The organism is Burkholderia seminalis DSM 23518, assembly GCF_902832885.1.
Taxonomy (GTDB): Bacteria; Pseudomonadota; Gammaproteobacteria; order Burkholderiales; family Burkholderiaceae; genus Burkholderia; species Burkholderia seminalis.
In genome coordinates this window covers 127,844-145,735 of sequence record NZ_CADFDK010000002.1, presented here as the reverse complement: position 1 = coordinate 145,735, position 17,892 = coordinate 127,844, and the positions used below count along the sequence as shown (strand labels likewise).

At 69.6% G+C, this 17,892-nt stretch carries 14 protein-coding genes; 11 read left to right on the top strand and 3 right to left on the bottom strand.

All coding sequences use genetic code 11. The features are described 5' to 3' along the window. Window positions 1-352 precede the first annotated feature (352 nt). The 10 genes from HWX00_RS07100 to HWX00_RS07055 all read left to right on the top strand — a co-directional run bounded on the left by HWX00_RS07100 (window position 353) and on the right by HWX00_RS07055 (window position 13,560). Complete coding sequence (locus tag HWX00_RS07100) at window positions 353-1,891, top strand: tetratricopeptide repeat protein (protein ID WP_404823771.1); 1,539 nt, start codon at window positions 353-355, stop codon at window positions 1,889-1,891. 81 nt (window positions 1,892-1,972) lie between these two features. Continuing rightward, window positions 1,973-2,827 (top strand): CgeB family protein, encoded by an 855-nt coding sequence (locus tag HWX00_RS07095; RefSeq protein WP_175027265.1) that lies wholly within the window; start codon window positions 1,973-1,975, stop codon window positions 2,825-2,827. Window positions 2,828-3,370: 543 nt separating this feature from the next. After that, window positions 3,371-4,759 (top strand): undecaprenyl-phosphate glucose phosphotransferase, encoded by a 1,389-nt coding sequence (locus HWX00_RS07090; RefSeq protein WP_049036619.1) that lies wholly within the window; start codon window positions 3,371-3,373, stop codon window positions 4,757-4,759. A 102-nt stretch (window positions 4,760-4,861) separates the two neighbouring features. Then, entirely contained in the window at window positions 4,862-6,091 is a 1,230-nt protein-coding gene (locus tag HWX00_RS07085; protein WP_175027264.1) for a polysaccharide biosynthesis/export family protein, read from the top strand. Next, complete coding sequence (locus tag HWX00_RS07080) at window positions 6,088-6,585, top strand: arsenate reductase/protein-tyrosine-phosphatase family protein (RefSeq protein ID WP_034189637.1); 498 nt, start codon at window positions 6,088-6,090, stop codon at window positions 6,583-6,585. Before HWX00_RS07085 ends, HWX00_RS07080 begins: the two co-directional genes overlap by 4 nt. Further along, the gene (locus tag HWX00_RS07075; RefSeq protein ID WP_175027263.1) at window positions 6,582-8,852 is read left to right on the top strand and encodes a polysaccharide biosynthesis tyrosine autokinase; all 2,271 of its coding nucleotides are present in this window, start codon (window positions 6,582-6,584) and stop codon (window positions 8,850-8,852) included. The genes HWX00_RS07080 and HWX00_RS07075 overlap by 4 nt, the downstream gene beginning before the upstream one ends. Next, a complete protein-coding gene (locus HWX00_RS07070) occupies window positions 8,849-10,072 on the top strand; it encodes a glycosyltransferase family 4 protein (protein ID WP_175027262.1) in 1,224 nt (407 codons plus the stop codon). Before HWX00_RS07075 ends, HWX00_RS07070 begins: the two co-directional genes overlap by 4 nt. Then, on the top strand, window positions 10,069-11,235 hold the full coding sequence (locus HWX00_RS07065; protein WP_319001516.1) for a polysaccharide pyruvyl transferase family protein: 1,167 nt from the start codon (window positions 10,069-10,071) through the stop codon (window positions 11,233-11,235). Before HWX00_RS07070 ends, HWX00_RS07065 begins: the two co-directional genes overlap by 4 nt. Further along, a complete protein-coding gene (locus HWX00_RS07060; RefSeq protein ID WP_175027261.1) occupies window positions 11,232-12,506 on the top strand; it encodes a lipopolysaccharide biosynthesis protein in 1,275 nt (424 codons plus the stop codon). The genes HWX00_RS07065 and HWX00_RS07060 overlap by 4 nt, the downstream gene beginning before the upstream one ends. Continuing rightward, window positions 12,496-13,560, top strand: coding sequence for a hypothetical protein (locus tag HWX00_RS07055; RefSeq protein ID WP_175027260.1), 1,065 nt, complete (start codon window positions 12,496-12,498; stop codon window positions 13,558-13,560). The genes HWX00_RS07060 and HWX00_RS07055 overlap by 11 nt, the downstream gene beginning before the upstream one ends. On the opposite strand, the gene HWX00_RS07050 is transcribed toward HWX00_RS07055, so the two are convergent. Then, window positions 13,561-14,547 (bottom strand): glycoside hydrolase family protein, encoded by a 987-nt coding sequence (locus tag HWX00_RS07050; protein ID WP_175027259.1) that lies wholly within the window; start codon window positions 14,545-14,547, stop codon window positions 13,561-13,563. Between the two features lie 448 nt (window positions 14,548-14,995). Here HWX00_RS07050 and HWX00_RS07045 point away from each other — a divergent pair, with 448 nt between their 5' ends. After that, a complete protein-coding gene (locus HWX00_RS07045) occupies window positions 14,996-15,196 on the top strand; it encodes a hypothetical protein (RefSeq protein ID WP_141727464.1) in 201 nt (66 codons plus the stop codon). A gap of 145 nt (window positions 15,197-15,341) precedes the next feature. On the opposite strand, the gene HWX00_RS07040 is transcribed toward HWX00_RS07045, so the two are convergent. Then, the gene (locus HWX00_RS07040; RefSeq protein WP_034189643.1) at window positions 15,342-15,746 is read right to left on the bottom strand and encodes a hypothetical protein; all 405 of its coding nucleotides are present in this window, start codon (window positions 15,744-15,746) and stop codon (window positions 15,342-15,344) included. Between the two features lie 134 nt (window positions 15,747-15,880). Beyond that, entirely contained in the window at window positions 15,881-17,590 is a 1,710-nt protein-coding gene (gene leuA / locus HWX00_RS07035; protein ID WP_175027276.1) for a 2-isopropylmalate synthase, read from the bottom strand. Window positions 17,591-17,892: the final 302 nt, after the last annotated feature.

Genomic DNA, 17,892 nt, shown 5'->3' with positions numbered 1-17,892 from the left:
AGTAGGTTGGCGGCCGAACGCCGTCGGCCGGAATACCCCGTATTAAAGGGATGCGCGACGCGAATCTCTGTCAGACGAGTCCGATTGGATGGCCCGACACGCAAAAATAGGACTGGGCCTACACGCGCGGCGCGGAAATCCATCAACGCGATGCAGATTAGGACTGGTCCGATTCAGTTGCCGAAACGGCATGCCTAAAGTGGCAGTCGACACGGAGCCGGTGTCGTCGAGCTCTCTCTCGTCGCCCGGCTCCACGACCGACAACCCGACCGTCCGCATGCCGTCACGCGGACGACTCACCGGAGCGACTTCCATGCAGACCACCTTCCCCGACACGCCGCCCGCCGCCCGCATGCAGCCGATGCCGATCGCCCGCGAGGACATCGTGTCGCCGGCGATGCATGCCGACGACAACGCCGTCGCGACGCTGACGCAGGCACTCATCGATCGCGGCGCCATCGCGGATGCCGTGGATCTCGCCGCGCGGCACTGGCACGCGCACCCCGACTCGGCGCATGCCGCGTTCAACTGCGGCTACGCACTGCAGATCGCCGGGCGCCACGCCGACGCGCTCGCGCCGTATCTGCGTACGTACGAACTGGCGCCCGCGTGGCCGTCGCTGAAGAACAACCTGGCACTGGCGATCCGGCTGACGAACGGCGACCCGGATACCGAATACGCGCTGCTCGAACACGCGCTCGACGACGACCCGAACGACGCGCAGGCATGGACCAATGCGGTCGTCACGCGGCTCGAACGGCTCGATCTCGACGGCGCGCTGGATGCCGCCACGCAGGCGTACGCGCTCGCCCCGGAAAGCCCGCTGGTCGCCAACAACACGGCGACCGTGCTGAAGGAAGCCGGACAGTGGGATGCCGCCGAGGCCTATGCGCGGCGCGCCATCGATCTCGCGCCGGACAACGCGGCCTACCGCCACAACCTGTCGCTGCTGCAGCTCGCGCGCGGCGACTTCGCGTCCGGCTGGCGCAACTACGAAGCACGCTGGGACGGCTCCGGCGAACTGCGCGGCCGCCTGCCGGTGTTTGCCGGGCCGCGCTGGCGCGGCGAATCGCTTGCGGGCAAGACCTTGCTCGTCTGGGGCGAACAGGGGCTCGGCGACGTGCTGCAGTTCTGCCGCTACGTGCCGTTGCTCGCGGAGCGCGTGCGACGCGAAGGCGGACGCCTCGTCTGGAACGCGTTCCCCGTGATGGGCGCGCTGCTCGAGCGCAGTCTCGCGCAACACGTCGACGTGTACGACATCGCGACGCAACCCGACGCGCTGCCGGCCTTCGATTTCGAACTGCCGCTGATGAGCATTCCGTGGATGCTCGGTCTCGACGGCGACACGCTCGCCACGCACACGCCCTATCTGCACGCCGACCGGGCCGCGACCGATGCCTGGCGCACGGCGCTCGCCGACGAGACACGCCTGAAAGTCGGCCTCGCATGGACCGGCAGCGTCACGCATGCGCGCAACCGCTACCGCCGCGTCGGCCTCGACCGCTACGCCGATGCGTTCGCCGGCCTGCAGGACAAGGTCGCGTTCTATTCGCTGCAGCCCGGCGCGCAGCACGACGTCGAAGCGGCGCGCGCGCGCGGGTTCGTGGTGAAGGACTGCACACACGAATGGAAAACGCTCGACGACACCGCATCCTTCGTCGGCGCGCTCGACCTCGTGATCACGGTCTGCACGTCCGTCGCGCACCTGAGCGGCGCGCTCGGCCGCCCCACGTGGGTGCTGCTCGATGCGAATCCGCACTGGGTCTGGCAGCACGAGCGCCGCGACAGCCCGTTCTATCCCGACGCGTCGCTGTACCGGCAGCCGACGTTCGCCGACTGGGGGCCGGTGCTGAACGAAGCGGCCGACGATCTCCGTGCGCTCGCCGCCTGACGGCGCCGCCCGATTCCACACCGCCGCCGGGCCGACGACGCGCGATCGCCGTCGGGCCCGGTGCGACACCGGAGCCTCGCCATGCACTACAACATCTGCGTCGTCCGGCCGCCGGGCTACGCGCATTCCGGCGCATTCACGGAACTCGCCGAAGTCGTCGCCTACGGACTCGACGATCTCGGCCACACCGTCCATATCAGCGAGAACGCGATGATGCCCGACGCGCGCAATCTGCTGATCGGCTGCCATCTCGCCGATCCCGACGCGACCGCGCACGTGCCCGACGACACGATCGTCATCAACACCGAGCAGATTCACGTCGACGAACAACCGTGGAACGAGAAGATTTACCGCTGGGCGTCGCGTTACGAAACCTGGGATTACAGCGAACGCAATCTCGCCAAATTGCGCCGCCTCGGCATCGCGCATGCGCACTATCTGAAGCTCGGCTTCCATCCGGCGCTGCGCCGCATTCCGCACGACGTCGAACAGGACATCGACGTGTTGTTCTACGGCACGATCGGGCCGCGACGCGCGGCGATACTCGACGCGCTGCAGGCGCGCGGGCTGAACGTCGGCATCGTCAGCGGCGGCATCTACGGCGCGCCACGCGACGCGGCCATCGCGCGCGCGAAAGTCGTGCTGAACCTGCATCACTATGCGTCGCAGATATTCGAGGTCGTGCGCGTGTTTTATCTGATGACGAACGGCAAGGCCGTCGTCGGGGAAGTGTCGCCTGCCACGGCCCTCGATCCGGACTATGCAGGCGGGTTTCAGGCGGCGCCGTACGACGGACTGGTCGACGCATGCGTCGAGCTGGTTCGCCATCCGGAGCGTCGTCGGGCGCTGGAGGCGGCCGCGCTGGAAACGATCGGCCGGCATCCGCAGGCACGCGCGCTCGCACCGCTGCTGCGGGAAGCGGTTGCCGCATCGTGACGGGACGCGTCCGATCGGTCGCGCGTGGCCGCCTTGTCCACACCGTCGGCTGCCATTCCGAAGCGGCGTCAAGCGACTCGCCCATCGGCCCATCCAATTCTTCTTTCACAATCGTTGACAGACAGCTAAGACGCGTCTGATTCCCTGCACCCCGCCCATTCGACACAATGGCTGCGCTGGATGGCTAACACGCCGTCACCCGGCAAGTAATGCGAATTTCGTTGCGATTGGCGTCGTCGTTTTTTCGTTCTCGAATCGATGTTTTTTGTACGGAGTGCGTATCGATTTATCGTCGATCACCTTCCGCATCGATCAGACGCCATGGGCGAAAACCGCTTTACATCGGGCGCGCGCCGGTGATTCCCGGTCACGAACAGCTCGATTTTTCGTACATGTCCCATGGTTTCGGGACAAGACGGCACCTAGACTCGTCTTCCTCTCCGGATACGTCGGCAGTTGGCCCGCCGAGCAGCGTCCCGTGACCGGGCAGACGAGACGGCGCCCCATCGCGCCTAGCGGATCAGGTTGGAAGGGAAGAGAAACATGAATGGCAGGCAGCCCACAGGCAGCGAAATCACCGTGTGCGCGGTAGACGTCGCCGCGATCGTCGCGATCGCGGCCTGGGCGCATACCGGTTCGTTCCGCGATCTCGCATCGATCCGCGTCGAATCGATCCTGGTCGGCGTCAGCGCGCTGCTCGCGGCGTTCCTGCTTCGCCTCACCGGCGCCGGCATGGACGGCCGGCGCCTGCCTGCCACACGCGCCGCATTGCGCTCGCTCGCGCTGTGGTTGGTCGTGCAGGGCTTCGTGTTCGTGAAGATGATCGCGCTGACGACGCTCACGGCCGTGTTGCTGCACTGGTTCTTCGACTGGACGATCGGCGTCGCGATCGCGCTCGTGGTGTTCCGCATCGCCCTGAGCGTCGCGCGGCGGCGCAGCCTGCGCGCGACGGTCGCGCCGTGCCGCGTCGCGATCGTCGGCGACGGTGCGCGCATCGAGCGCCTGGCCGCCACGCTGCGGGCGAACGCCGCGCCGCAGTATCGACTCGTCGGCGCATACCTGACCTCGGGCGACATGCCGGAGCTCGACGGCGACGCACGCATTCTGGACACGCTGCAGTCGTTCTCCGCCTGCGTGCGGCGTGCACAGGCGGAAGAAGTCTGGATCGCGCTCGCGATCGAGGACGACGCGGTCGAGCCCGTGATCGACGAGTTCCGCAACGATTTCGTCGAATTGCGCCTGATGCCCGATGTCAGCAAGCACGCGCTGTTCGGCAGCCGCATCGACGAGATTCTCGGCGAGCCGGCGATCTCGCTGGCCGCACCGCCGCTGTCCCGCGGCGCCCGGTGGACCAAGGCGATCTTCGATCGTGCGTTCGCGGCGGTGGTGTTGATTCTGCTGATGCCGTTGCTGCTCGCGATCGCCGCCGCGATCAAGCTGAATTCGCCGGGCCCGGTGCTGTTCACGCAGAAACGGCGCGGCGGCGACGGCGGCACGTTCGACATCTACAAGTTTCGCACGATGCGCGCGCATGCCGAATCGCCCGGCACCGTCGTGCAGGCGACGCGCAACGACCCGCGCGTGACGAAGGTCGGCGCGTTCCTGCGCCGCACGAGCCTCGACGAGCTGCCGCAGTTCATCAACGTGCTGTTCGGCGACATGTCGGTGGTCGGCCCGCGCCCGCATGCGGTGGAACACGACGCGCAGTACCGCACGCTGGTCGACGGCTACATCCATCGCTACCGGATCAAGCCCGGCATTACCGGCTGGGCGCAGGTGAACGGATTGCGCGGCGCGACCGAGCGGGTCGAAAGCATGCAGTCGCGCGTCGATTACGACCTGTACTACCTGCGCAACTGGTCGTTCGCACTCGACCTGCGAATCATCGCGGCGACGGTGCTCAAGGGGATCGTGCATCCCAATGCGTACTGAGCGGCCACGCCGCCCGGGGCGGCATCGCGGCCGCCGATTGATGTGACTGCGGCGCAGTGCCGACGCCACGGCCGCGCTGCGCGGCGCTCCTGGAAGGAACCCATGACCAATCCGATCGTACCGGCGGCCGTACGCCGCCTTGCCGCGCCCATGCTCGTCCTGACGGCCTGCGTGTGGCTGTCCGGATGCGCGCTGGCGCCCGGCATGAAGATGAGCCCGTCGTATCTCGGCTGGCTGGCGGACGACCCGCACCCCGCGCCCGCCTCCGCCGACGGCCCACGCGAAACCCGCGACGGCTCCGGCGATGTGCCCGCCGCGCCGCAACCGCCGGGCGCTGCCTCCGGCGCGATGCCGCCCGTCGTCACGATCGACCCGGCGCTGATCGCGCGCCAGCATGCGGCGCACGAAGCGGCGGCCGCGTCGCTGGCGGCGCTCGCCGGCGCGCGCGCACCGGCCTACCGGATCGGCCCGGGCGACGTGCTGCAGATCACCGTCTGGGATCATCCGGAACTCGCGGCCGCGCAGGGCGGCATGCCGCAGACGCCGTCTCGCGCCGCCGATCCCGTCGCGGGTTTCGTCGTCGACGATCGCGGTAACCTGACGTTTCCGTATGCGGGCACGCTGAAGGTGGCCGGTTCGACGGCCGCCGAGGCACAGGCGAGCGTGCGGCGCGCCCTGGCGTCGGTCTACCGCGATCCGCAGGTGACGCTGCGCGTCGCGTCGTTCCGCTCGCAGCAGGTCTACATCGACGGCGAAGTCCACACGCCCGGTGCGCAGCCCGTCAACGACGTGCCGATGACGCTCGCCAGCGCGATCGCCCGCGCGGGCGGCTTCACGCCCGCCGCCGACCAGAGCGACGTGACGATCGTACGCGGCGGCATACCGGTTCGCATCAGCCTGACCGGCCTGCTCGAACGGCGCACCGATCCGTCCGGCATCGTGCTGCGCGACGGCGACCTGCTGCGCGTCAATGCGCGCGACGACAACGGCGTCTACGTGATGGGCGAAGTGAACCGGCCCATGCTCGCGCTGCCGAAGCGCAACGGCCGCCTGACGCTCAGCGACGCGCTGCTGCAGGCCGGCAGCATCAACTCGAACACGGCCGACGCCGCGCAGATGTTCGTGATCCGCGGCGCGCACAGCCGCGCGCCGACGATCTTCCATCTCGACGCGCGCTCGCCGGTCGCGATGGTGCTTGCGAACCAGTTCGAACTGGAGCCGAAGGACATCGTCTACGTCGACGGCAACGGGCTCGTCCGCTTCAGCCGCGTGCTGAGCCTGCTGCTGCCGAGCGTCAACACGGGCGTCGCCGCCGGGATCGCCGCGAAATGAGCGCGCGCCCGTTCCTGCTCGTCGTATGCGAAGGCAACCTCTGCCGCAGCCCGCTCGCGGCCGCGCTGCTCGCGGCGCGGTTGCCGCAGGCCGACGTCGAATCCGCCGGCCTCGCACCGCCGCCGCGCCGCCCGGCCGACCCGCTCGCGTGTGACATGGCCGAAGCGCGCGGCCTGACGCTCGACACCCACGCCGCCCGCCCCGTGACGACCGCGCTGTGCACGCGCGCCGACCTGATTCTCGCGATGGACGACGGCCAACGCCGCGTGCTCGAGGCGCGCCACCCGTTCCTGCGCGGGCGCGTGTTCCGGCTCGGCGAATACGCGCGTGCGTCGGACGACGCGCGTCCCGGGCTCGACATCCCCGATCCGTATCGCGGCACGCGCGCGGATTTCATCCGTTGCGCGGCGCTGATCGATCTCGCCGTTGCCGGCTGGCTGCCGCGCCTCGCCGCGCGCTGGCCGGCCCACCCCGTTTCCGTCTCCCGGTCATGAACACGCCCTCTTCCTCCGAACGCGAGATCGACCTGGTCCGCGTGCTCGACGTCCTGCGCCATGCGCGCTGGACCGTCGCGTCGATCGTCGCGGCCTGCGTCGCCGCCGGTACGCTCTATGCGTTCGTCGCGCCGCCCACCTATCAGGCCGACCTGATGATCCAGGCCGACGATGCGAGCGACGCCGCATCGAAGAACCTGCTCGGCGACGCCGCGTCGTTCTTCAACGTCGGCTCGCCCGCGTCGGCCGAAGCGCAGATCCTGTCGTCGCGGCTCGTCGTCACGCGCGCGGTGGAAGACCTGCGCGCCTACATCGTCGCGAAACCGTCGCGCGTGCCCGTGATCGGCGCGTTCGTCGCGCGTTTCAACGACGGCGCGGTGTCGCCCGGCCTGCTCGGCTTCGGCGGCTATGCATGGGGCCAGGAGCGCGTGGACGTCGCGCGCTTCGACGTGCCGACGCGCGCCGAAGGCGACACGTTCCACGTCGTGCGGCTCGACGCCACGCGCTACCGGCTGACGGGCGCCGACCTGACGGCCGACGCCGTCGGCCGCGTCGGCCGCGCGGAAACCTTCGCGACGCGCTACGGCCCGCTGCAGATCGAGATCACCGGTTTCGACGCGCTGCCCGGCACCCGCTTCAGGCTGGTCCGGCATTCGCGCGCGGAAACGATCGACACGCTGCGCACCGCGCTCGACGTGCAGGAGAAGGTCAAGCAGTCGGGCGTGCTGGTCGCGTCGCTGCGCGGCGACGACCCGGCCGACCTCAGCGCGACGCTGAACGCGGTGGCGAACCGCTACGTCGAGCAGAACATCGCGCGCCGTTCCGCCGAAGCGGCGCAGTCGCTGACGTTCCTGAACGGACAGTTGCCGATCGTGAAGCAGCAGCTCGAACGGGCGGAAACGCATTACGCGTCGCTGCGCAGCCGCACCGGCTCGGTCGATCTCGCCGAGGAAGGCAAGCTTGCGCTCCAGCAAGGCGCGGACCTGCAGACGCGCGCGCTCGAACTGCGGCAGAAGCGCGACGAACTTTCGCGCCGGTTCCTGCCCACCCACCCCGACATGGCCGCGCTCGACGCGCAGCTCGCGACGCTCAGGCGCCAGCAAGGCGCGCTCGACAGCCGCATCGCACACCTGCCCGCGCAGCAGGCCGAGGAAGTGCGCGCGCAGCTCGACGTGAAGGTCAACACCGACCTGTACACCGCGCTGCTGAACAACATCCAGCAGCTCGAACTCGTGCAGGCCGGCCGCACGGCCAGCGTCCGCGTGGTCGACGCGGCCGTCGCACCGGCCGATCCCGTCCGGCCGAACCGGCCGGTCGTGATCGCGGCGGCCGCGCTGGCCGGCCTCGCGCTCGGCATGCTCGCCGCGTTCGCGCGCGAGTTCCTGTACGGCGGCCTCACGGCCGTCGACGAGATCGAACGCCACACGTCGCTGCCGGTGCGCGCGGTACTGCCCGCCGCCGCGCGCCAGCGCCGCCTGATCCGCGCGGTCGAACGGCGCGACGCGGGGTTGCACGTGCTGGCCTACGACGATCCGGACGAACCCGCGATCGAAGGGCTGCGCAGCCTGCAGACCGCGCTGCACTTCTCGCTGGCCGACGTCCCGCATCCGCTCGTGCTGGTCACCGGCCCCGCGCCCGGCACCGGCAAGTCGTTCGTATCGGTCAACCTCGCAGCCGTGCATGCGGCGAACGGCCAGCGCGTGCTGCTGATCGACGGCGACCTGCGCAAGGGCTATCTGCATCAGTACTTCGGCCTCGAACGCGGCGCCGGTTTCGCGGAACTGCTCGACGGTCGCGCCCGCGCGGACGACGTCGTCCGCCGCGGCGTCGCGCCGAACCTCGACTTCCTGCCGACCGGCGAACTGCCGGCCGCGCCGATCGCGCTGCTGCAGCACGCCGGCACCGGCGCGCGGCTCGCGTCGCTGCGCGAGCGCTACGACCTCGTGATCGTCGATGCCGCGCCGCTGCTCGCGGTCACCGACGCGACCTGGCTCGACACGCACGCGGACGCGACCCTGCTCGTCGCCCGCGCGGGGTCGACCCGCGCCGGCGAACTGGTCGAGTCCGCGCGACGGCTGCCGCAACGGCCCGCCGGCTCGCTGGGCGTGGTGCTGAACGGCCTCGATCCGCGCTCGGGCGCGTCCGCATTCGGCTCGAAATACGGCAGCTATCGCTACGAGGCCTATCGCTACACGTGCGGGACGCGCTGCACGTATCCGGCCCGTCTGCGCGCGGCCCTTCAACGCCTGCTCCGGAGGTCCGCATGACCGACATCGAACTTGCCCCGCCGCCCGCCACGCGCACGGCCGCCCGCCCCACATCGAACCTGGCCGCGCCCGCAGCCCGCGCCGCACGGCCGACGCGCATCGCGCTGGTCGTCGAAGCAGCCGGCGGCGGCGTCGCCGTGCACCTGAACGACCTGATCGCAGGCCTGCGGACACGCCCGGGCGTCGAGATTCATCTGATCGCCCCGCTCGGCGAACGCTTCGACGAAACCATGCTGTCCGCCGCCGCCGCGCAATGTCACGCGCTCCACCGGCTGCCGCTGCAACGCGCGGTCGGCCTGCACGACCTGCGCGGCGCACTGGCGTTGCGGCGGTTGCTGCGCAAGCTGCGGCCCGACATCGTGCACAGCCACAGCTCGAAAGCCGGCGCGCTCGCGCGGCTGTGTCGCGGGCCGTGGAAGCAGGTCTACACGCCGCACGCGGTCTATACGCTGAACCCGGCGCTGTCGCCTGCGAAGCGCGCGTTCTACGGCGGCATCGAGCGCGTGCTCGGCAATGCCTGCTCGGACGCGGTGATCGCGGTGTCGCAGGACGAGGCCGATCACCTGCAAGCACTCGGCATTGCGCACCAACGGATTCGCGTCGTCGAGAACGGCGTCACGCCGCCGCGGCTGCTCGCGAGCCAGGCCGCGCGCATCGCGCTCGGGCTCGCCGACGACACGTTCGTCGTCGGCTTCGTCGGCCGTTTCGATCATCAGAAGGGCGTCGACCGCCTCGTGCGCATTGCACGCGCGCTGGACCGGCGCCACGGCCGCCGCGTGCAGGTCGTCGCGATCGGGTCCGGCGATTTCGCCCGCGCGGCGGGCGACGAGGCGCGCGACCTGCCGCTGAACCTGTACGTCGCGGGCCGCGTCGACGACGCGCGCCGCTACTTCGCCGCATTCGACCTGCTCGCGCTGCCGAGCCGCTACGAAGGCTTTCCGTACGTCTGCCTCGAAGCCGTCGCCGCGCATGTGCCGATGGTCGCGACCCAGGTCGCGGGCGCGGCCGAACTGATCGCCGCGCACCACGTCGGCCTTACCGTGCCGAACGACGACGATCCGACCGTGTTCGCCGCGGCGGTCAGCCGGCTGGTCGAGCACCCGGCCGCATTCCGCATGATGCGCGATCGCTGCACGCAAGCGTCCCCGCATTTCTCGGCCGACGCGATGGTCGACCGCACGCTCGCCGTCTATCGCGCGCTTCTCCAGGAACACGCATGATGAAACGCTCCGTTCACGTCGTGCTGCTGCACGCCTACAGCGCACGCAACTCCGGCGACGGACTGCTCGTCGATCTGTCGGTCGCACTGCTGCGCGAGGCGTTCGGCCCCGACACGCAGGTCTCGATCGTCGCGGCCGATCCCGCGTCGTTCCCCGGCTACCCGGACGTGCATCCGGCGCCGGTGCTCGCGGCCGGCGGTGCCGGCCGCCTGATCGGCGCGGCGATGGCCGCGCTGCCCGTCGGCGCGAACCCGGCGCTCGCCGGGCTGCGTGCGCTGCTGCGTCGCGCGGACCTGATCGTCGGCGTCGGCGGCGGCTATCTGCGCGCGCGCAACGCGGTCGAAGCGCTCAAGCTCGAGGCCGGGCATCTCGTGCAGATGCGCGCGGCCCGCGCGGCGGGCAAGCCGGCCGTCTATCTGCCGCAGAGCATCGGGCCGGCTGCCGGCAGTCCGGTGCTCGCCGCGCACCTGACGTCGCTGCTCGCGGGCTTCGACGCCGTGTTCGTGCGCGACGACCGCTCGGCCGAGCTGCTCGCCGCCAATGCGAACACGCGCCGCGCCCCCGATCTCGCGGTGCTTGAATTCGCGCACCGGGCGAACGACCTGCGGATGCGCACGCATGCAGCCGCGTCGACGCCCGCCCACGTCGCATTCGTGTTGCGACGCCCGCCGGCGTGGAGCGACGCGCAACGCGCGCGCTATCTCGCGGCGACCGACGCGCTGATCGAGCGGCTCGGTACGCTCTGCCGCATCACGTTCGCGGTGCAGAGCACCGGTCGCGGCAACGACGACGCCGCGTACTACCGTGAACGCGGATTCGACGCCACGCGCACGCTGAAGGACGTGCTCGCCGACGACACCCCCGACGCGGTCGTGTCGGTGCGTCTGCACGGTGCGCTCGAAGCGATCCTGCACGGCGTGCCCGCGTACCACCTGAGCTACGAGCGCAAGGGTTTCGGCGCGTACGCGGATCTCGGCGTCGGCCACTGGGTCGCGAACGCGGCCGATTTCGACGCGGGTTCGGTGTGCGACACGCTGCTCGCGCCCCATGCACTGAGCCGCTTCTGGATGCAGGCCGACGCCGGGCTCGCCCGTCTCGCACGCGAACGCGGAAAGATCGTCGCCGCACTGCGCGATGCGCTCGACCGCGAGGCAACGCGATGAGCGCCGCATGGTTGCGCCTCACGCTGCGCGTCGGCGCGCTCGGGCTGAAGTTCATGCTGACGATCGTCGTCGCGCGCACGCTCGGCTTCGATGCGGTGGCCGCTTACGGTTTCGCGCTCGCGATGTCGGTCGTCGCGTCGAAGGTGCTGGGGCTCGGCTTCAGCACCGAGATCAACCGCCGGCTGGCCGGCCCCGATCCGCACGACGCGGTGCGGACCTGCGTGCGCCTGTCCGTGCTGTACGCCGGGGTCTACGCGTTGCTCTGCGGCGTGGCCACGCTGCCGATCGCCGCGCCCGGCGCGCTGCGCGACGTCCCGCTCCTGCTCGTCGCGCTCGTGACGTGCGCCGAGCATGCCGCGCTCGAAGTCAATACGTGGCTGTTCTCGCTGCATCGCGCGCGCGCCGCATCCTGGCTGCTGTTCGTCCGCACGGGTGCATGGGCCGGCGTCGCGATCGGCGCGCTGACGCTGCGCGCGATCGCGTCGGTCGAGGATCTGTTCGCGATCTGGATCGCCGCCGACGTGCTGGTCGTGGCGATCGGCTGGATCCTGATCGCCGGCGCCGCGCGCCGCTTGCCGGCCATGCCCGCGCTGTCGGCGACGCGCGTGCGGCTCGCCCCGGTGTGGCGCGACGGTGTGCCGTTTTTCGTCGCGCTGCTGCTGCTGTCGGTGCTGCAGTATCTCGAGCGCTTCGTCGCGTCCGCGCAGCTCGATGCGAACGCGCTCGGCCACTATGTGTTCGTCTGGTCGATCGCCAATGCGATCCAGACGGTCGCGTCGGCGACCGTCGTCGCCGTCGCCGCGCCACGCGTCGTGCGCGTGCTCGACAGCGTGCACGCGGCCGCGCCCGCGTTCCGCGCCGAGCTCGCACGGGCCCTGCGTGCGTCGCTCCTGCTGACCGGCGCCACCGCGCTCGCGATCGCGCTCGCCCACCCGTGGCTCTTCCGGCTTGCGCACGGCGGCGACGATGCGCGGTCGACCGTGCTCCTGCTGATCCTGCTGCCGTCGTTCGTCCTGCGTGCTGCCGCCGACGTGCTGTGGGCGGCGGCAGTCGCGCTGCGTGCGGGGCGCACGGTCGCATGCGTGATCGCCGCGCTGACGGTTGCATGCGTGCCGATGTCGATCGCACTGGTCCAAAGCGAACATGAGCTCGGCGCGGCGTGCGCCCATCTGGTTGCGAGCATCGCGGTAACGGCGTGGCTCGCGTGGATCGTCACGTCGCGCCTGCCCGCCGTGCGCGGCAAGCGCACTCGAGCCGGCCATGCTGCGTAACGTCATCCGAAGCGCGATCCGCAGCGGGCCGCTGCTGAGTCCCGGCCTGCGCGACGCGATCGCGGCGCTCGTCGCGTTGCTGTACGTGGGCGTCTACGCGAATGCACGCGCGCTGCTGCCGGAATTCATCTTCCGCGATGCGGACAAGATCCAGACCCAGATCGGCGGCGGCTCGACCTACGACGGCTCGTCGTTCGACGCGGTCGGCAAGCTGTACCAGGCGCTCGGCAGCGCGGGCACCGCCGTGTTCGTCGTCGCGCTCGGCGTCGCGACGATCTGGATCGCGCTGCGCGAGACGCGCCGGCTCGGCGGGCTCGTCATCTATCTCGCGCTGATCGCGCCATGCCTGTTCTTCAACCTGTTCGTCGCGAGCAAGGATACGATCGTCGCCGCGATGTCGATCGCCGTGCTCGCCGTCGCGCGCCTGCGCGGCACGGCGCGGCGGATGCTGATCGTTGCCGTGCTGTATCTCGCCTACGCGGCGACGATCCGCAGCTACTTCGCGCTGATTCTCGCGATCGCGTTCGCGGCGTGGGTATTCCGGCGCGTGTCCATGCTGCCGAGGGTGGCCGGCGCGCTGCTGCTCGTCGCGGTGCTGGTCGCGCTGCCGCACGGCGTTTATACGCTGCTCCAGCAACCGCGCGACCTCGCGGTCGACTATCTCGTCCATTCGTCGCCGTTCGGCGCGCGCACGAGTTTCTACAATCCGCTGCCGCCCGATTCCTTCGTGCATTTCGTCGGCAATTACGCGTATTCGGTCGTCCGGCTCAACCTGCCGGTGTTTTTCTCGTTCGATCCGAAGGGCTGGGCGATGCAGGCGCTGATCGCGCTGTTTCTCTGCGCCGCGTGGCGCCGCCTGCCGGTGCGGCGCATCGACGGCCACGCGATCGCACCCGCACGCGATGGCGAGTTGCTGGCTTGCGTGGTGCTCGGCCATGTCGCAGTGTCGATGCTGTTCGAGCCCGATCTCGGCAGCTACCTGCGGCACCTGTCGAGCGTCGCGCTGCTGGCCGTCGCGCTGTGGTCGGTCCGCACGGGACCGAGGTCGCCCTGATTACCGGGGAAGCGGCGCCGTGCGCAGCGCGGCACGCAATGCGTCGAGCGCCGGCTTCGGCGACCGGTCCGCATGCACGACGCCGTAGGCGCGTTGCGCCGCGTCGCCGGCGCTTGCGGTATCGGCCCACTCGTAAACCGAAATCAGCGGCGTATGCAGTTCGCCGCGCGCATCGAGCAGCGCGCGCAGGCGATGCGCCTGCCGCTGCTCGCCATCGCCGCCCGTCGACGCCGCGCCGACTTCGGTCACGATGGCCGGCAGCCCATAGCGCGTGTCGATGTCGCGCGCGGCCGTGCGAATCTGCGCGGGCGTCATCCCGTACGCGTGGTACGACACAGCGTCCAGACAGCCCGGTGCGGCCGCATGCACGCCCGCCAGCAAGCGGTCCGGCACGCTGCCCGGCAGCGGCGCGCGCGCGAACCCGAAGCCGACGACCGGCACGCCCGGCGCCGCGTCGGCCAGCGCGCGGCACAAGGCTACGGCGAATGGTGGAAAGGTCCGCGCGACATCGCCGGTCGGCCAGTAGCGCGCGAGGTCGGGTTCGTTCCAGAGTTCGACGGCGATCAGGTCGTGCCGATGCCGCGCGGCCAGCGCCGCGATCGCATCGGCCATCCGGCGGCCCGCGAGCGCGAGCGCGTCCGTCTTCGTTTTCGCGTCGTGCGCCGGCACGAGCGGACCCAGCGCGCGCACGGTCAACAGCACCGGCAGGCCCGCGGAACGTGCGGCCGCGAACGCCTCGTCGAGTTGCGCCCGATAAGCCGCCTGATCCAGACGTTCGGCCCACGCGCCGAAGCGGACGAACGCGAAGCCGGTGTCGCGAATGTTGCGCGCATCGTCGCGCGTCAACGACTGGATCTTGACCTGCACGCCGACGCGCGGCTCACCGCCCGACGCGCCAGGCCAGCGCGCCGTATCAGCAGCACCGGCCGCAGCCGCCAGCATGCAGCCGGCGGCGGCGATCGCCAGCTTGCGAATTCGATTGGACATCGCGGACAAGGCCCCCCTTCTGTCATGGAACGCGCACGAGCCGCGTCGATCGGCGCCGGTCACAATACGAAGAATATGGCGACGGTGACGCATATCGCGATGATCAGCAGACCCATGCAAGGATTCCCTCAAATCCCGACAGCATCGCCTGTGTCGCGCATGTGGGCAATCGGACCGGTCTTAGCCGCACCACCAGGAAAACGTGGGCGGCCGGGCGCGATGGGCGCGCTCAGCGTTGGTAGGTTTGGGCTTGATCGGATTGCGGCGCAACTGTCATTTCATCGACGGTCAACGCGCGGGATGCCCTGATTGATGACCGGGTCCCGGAAAACGTCGTCTTGCCGGCACGATCACGCTTTCATCGGTAAGCACGTCCCTGAGCGCGTACGTGCCGTTACCTGTCCGCTCACCGAAACTCGTCGACGCGAATGCGCGTCCGGAGGATTGCATGCGGGAAGCAGAATACGCGGACACCGGCGAGCGCGGATCGCCGCCGCAACAATGCTCCGTGACATCACCCGGCAGCCCGTTCATCGTGTCGAAGGTCGCGCAATGGATCAGAAAGCGCCCTTCCTGCCGGTTCGTGCGCAAGCGCCGCGAGCGCGGCGACGATTTCGTTCGCTTCCCTATTTCGGCAACGGCGAAATAGGGAAAACCGAAAAGCCGGCTTGACGAGGGAAAGCTGCCGAGCAATAGAGCGACGCAGCCGGACGGCATCCCGTCGACGGCCGCATCACATTCACCTGCACACTTCTCGATGCACGACCGCCGTCAGCGTCGGCCCGGCGCCCGGCTCACGGCCGCGAGAACACCATCACGCGCCCGTTGACACGCTGGAGCTTGAGCCAGCCCATGTCGGCCGTGAAACGCAGCTGCTGCAGCGTGAAGTCGAACGACGCATGCTCGGCGGCGCTCACGACCGCGTTGGCGATCCAGCGGATCAGCGCCTTGCCTTCCTCGGTCGTCACGCTGCCGTTCTGGACGCCGTAGAAATAGCGATTCCCGGCGTTGACCTCGTTCTGCAACTGCATCCAGTGCCCCGGCAATCCCGGCAAGGTCCTGAACAGGTCGGCGACCCGCTGCGTCGTGAGCCCGCGCGCCCACAGCGCGCCGTTCGCGGCCGGCCGCGCCAGGTTGTGGCGGTCCGCCGCCTGGGCCTGCCCCTTGATATCGCCCCGCAGGGCATCTTCTTTCGACATGACACATTCCTCGTGGTGATGGGCGCGATAAAACGGACCCGCGCGCCGCTTGCACGATACGCTCGTTATGTGAAGTCATCGCCTGTCAGGGTTGTCAGGCCTGCGTCACACCGGCGCACCCATCACCGCTCGACTTACGCCACGGCCTTCACCGCGCGCGCCACGTCAAAGAACGTCGCCTGCACCGCCTCGTCCGCGCGCGCATACGCGCGGTTGATGCCGCTGATCACCGCACGGATCGACGCGGTCGTCAGGTTCGCATCGATGCCGACGCCGAACGCGCTGCCGCGCACGCCCGTGCCGGCCAGCTCGGCGATCGCGATCGCCTTCGCATCGGCGCCCTGCGACAGCGCGCGCTCCTCGTAGTGCTGGATCCGCAGCGGCGTGCGCAGCGCGTGCATCAGCGCGTCGAGCGGGCCGTTGCCTTCGCCGCGCAGCACGCGGCGCTCGCCGTGCACGTCCGCGGTCAGCACGATCGTCTCGCGGCCGTCGCGCTCGGTCAGCTCATGGCCGACATAACGCAGCGGCGCATCGCCCGCCACATACTCCTGCTGGAACAGCGACCAGATCTGCGCGCTCGTCACCTCGTGGCCGCTGTCGTCGGTCAGGCGCTGCACGGCCGCGCTGAAGTCGACCTGCAGACGGCGCGGCAACGCGACGCCGTAGCCTTGTTCGAGCAGGTACGCGATACCGCCCTTGCCCGACTGGCTGTTCACGCGAATGATCGAATCGTAGGTGCGGCCGAGATCGCTCGGATCGATCGGCAGGTACGGCATTTCCCACACGGCGTCGGGTTTCTGCACGGCAAAGCCCTTCTTGATCGCGTCCTGATGCGAGCCGGAGAACGCGGTGAACACGAGATCGCCGACATACGGATGACGCGGATGGATCGGCAATTGCGTGCATTCTTCCGACGTGCGCGCGACTTCGTTGATCTGCGAGAAGTCGAGGCCCGGGTCGACGCCCTGCGTGTACAGGTTCAGCGCGAGCGTCACGAGATCGACGTTGCCGGTGCGCTCGCCGTTGCCGAACAGGCAGCCCTCGATGCGGTCGGCGCCGGCCATCACCGCGAGTTCGGCCGCCGCGACCGCGGTCCCGCGATCGTTGTGCGGATGCACCGACAGGATCAGCGCATCACGACGCGCGAGGTTGCGGTGCATCCACTCGATCTGGTCCGCGTAGAAGTTCGGCGTGCCGACTTCGACGGTCGCCGGCAGGTTCACGATCGCCTTGTGCTCGGGCGTCGGCTGCCACACGTCGAAGACGGCATCGCAGACTTCCTTCGCGAAGTCGAGTTCGGTGGCCGTGAAGGTTTCGGGGCTGTATTGCAGCGTGAACCGCGTGTCGGTCGCCGCGTCGGCGCAGCGCTTGATCGTGCGCGCCGCGTTCACCGCGAGTCGCTTCACGCCGTCGCGCTCGAGGCCGAACACGATCTTGCGGAATTCCGGCGCGGTTGCGTTGTACAGGTGCACGATCGCGCGCTTCGCGCCGCGCAGCGACTCGAACGTGCGCTCGATCAGGTCGTCGCGCGCCTGCGTGAGCACCTCGATCGTCACGTCGTCGGGAATGTGGCCGCCCTCGATCAGCTCGCGCACGAAGTTGAAATCGGTTTCCGACGCCGACGGGAACGCGACCTCGATCTCCTTGAAGCCGATCGCGACCAGCGTCTTGAACATCCGCATCTTGCGCGCGGCGTCCATCGGCTCGAACAGCGCCTGGTTGCCGTCGCGCAGGTCGGTGCTCATCCAGATCGGCGCGTGCGTGATCGTGCGCGACGGCCACATGCGGTCCGGCAGGTTGACGGGCGTAAACGGTCGGTACTTCGTCGCGGGGTTCTTCAGCATCATGATGTTCGGTCCTCGGTCGGTATGTCGGGAAACCGCGTCGCGGCGGCCCTCGGCGGGTGTGGCCGGCTGCGCGCGCAGCGGTGACAGCGATGAAACGGCACAACGGCAAAGCGGTACGGCGAACGACGGCCTTGGCGGTTGAGCGACCGGGACGGAGCGGAGCGATACGGAAAAAAGACGAACTCAGGCGCCGGTCGACAACCGGGGCCAGGTCGGTGATACGGGGAAAATCTGGCGCTTCAGGACAGAAGCAGACGGAAAGCGCGCAGCCGTAGACCCAGCCCGGAGAAACGGGCGAG

Bases quoted from the DNA above. Each gene is read 5' to 3' on its own strand.
- HWX00_RS07100 (WP_404823771.1), top strand. From the start codon at position 353: ATGCAGCCGATGCCGATCGCCCGCGAGGACATCGTGTCGCCGGCGATG.
- HWX00_RS07095 (WP_175027265.1), top strand. From the start codon at position 1,973: ATGCACTACAACATCTGCGTCGTCCGGCCGCCGGGCTACGCGCATTCC.
- HWX00_RS07090 (WP_049036619.1), top strand. From the start codon at position 3,371: ATGAATGGCAGGCAGCCCACAGGCAGCGAAATCACCGTGTGCGCGGTA.
- HWX00_RS07085 (WP_175027264.1), top strand. From the start codon at position 4,862: ATGACCAATCCGATCGTACCGGCGGCCGTACGCCGCCTTGCCGCGCCC.
- HWX00_RS07080 (WP_034189637.1), top strand. From the start codon at position 6,088: ATGAGCGCGCGCCCGTTCCTGCTCGTCGTATGCGAAGGCAACCTCTGC.
- HWX00_RS07075 (WP_175027263.1), top strand. From the start codon at position 6,582: ATGAACACGCCCTCTTCCTCCGAACGCGAGATCGACCTGGTCCGCGTG.
- HWX00_RS07070 (WP_175027262.1), top strand. From the start codon at position 8,849: ATGACCGACATCGAACTTGCCCCGCCGCCCGCCACGCGCACGGCCGCC.
- HWX00_RS07065 (WP_319001516.1), top strand. From the start codon at position 10,069: ATGATGAAACGCTCCGTTCACGTCGTGCTGCTGCACGCCTACAGCGCA.
- HWX00_RS07060 (WP_175027261.1), top strand. From the start codon at position 11,232: ATGAGCGCCGCATGGTTGCGCCTCACGCTGCGCGTCGGCGCGCTCGGG.
- HWX00_RS07055 (WP_175027260.1), top strand. From the start codon at position 12,496: ATGCTGCGTAACGTCATCCGAAGCGCGATCCGCAGCGGGCCGCTGCTG.
- HWX00_RS07050 (WP_175027259.1), bottom strand. From the start codon at position 14,547: ATGTCCAATCGAATTCGCAAGCTGGCGATCGCCGCCGCCGGCTGCATG.
- HWX00_RS07045 (WP_141727464.1), top strand. From the start codon at position 14,996: ATGCGGGAAGCAGAATACGCGGACACCGGCGAGCGCGGATCGCCGCCG.
- HWX00_RS07040 (WP_034189643.1), bottom strand. From the start codon at position 15,746: ATGTCGAAAGAAGATGCCCTGCGGGGCGATATCAAGGGGCAGGCCCAG.
- leuA (WP_175027276.1), bottom strand. From the start codon at position 17,590: ATGCTGAAGAACCCCGCGACGAAGTACCGACCGTTTACGCCCGTCAAC.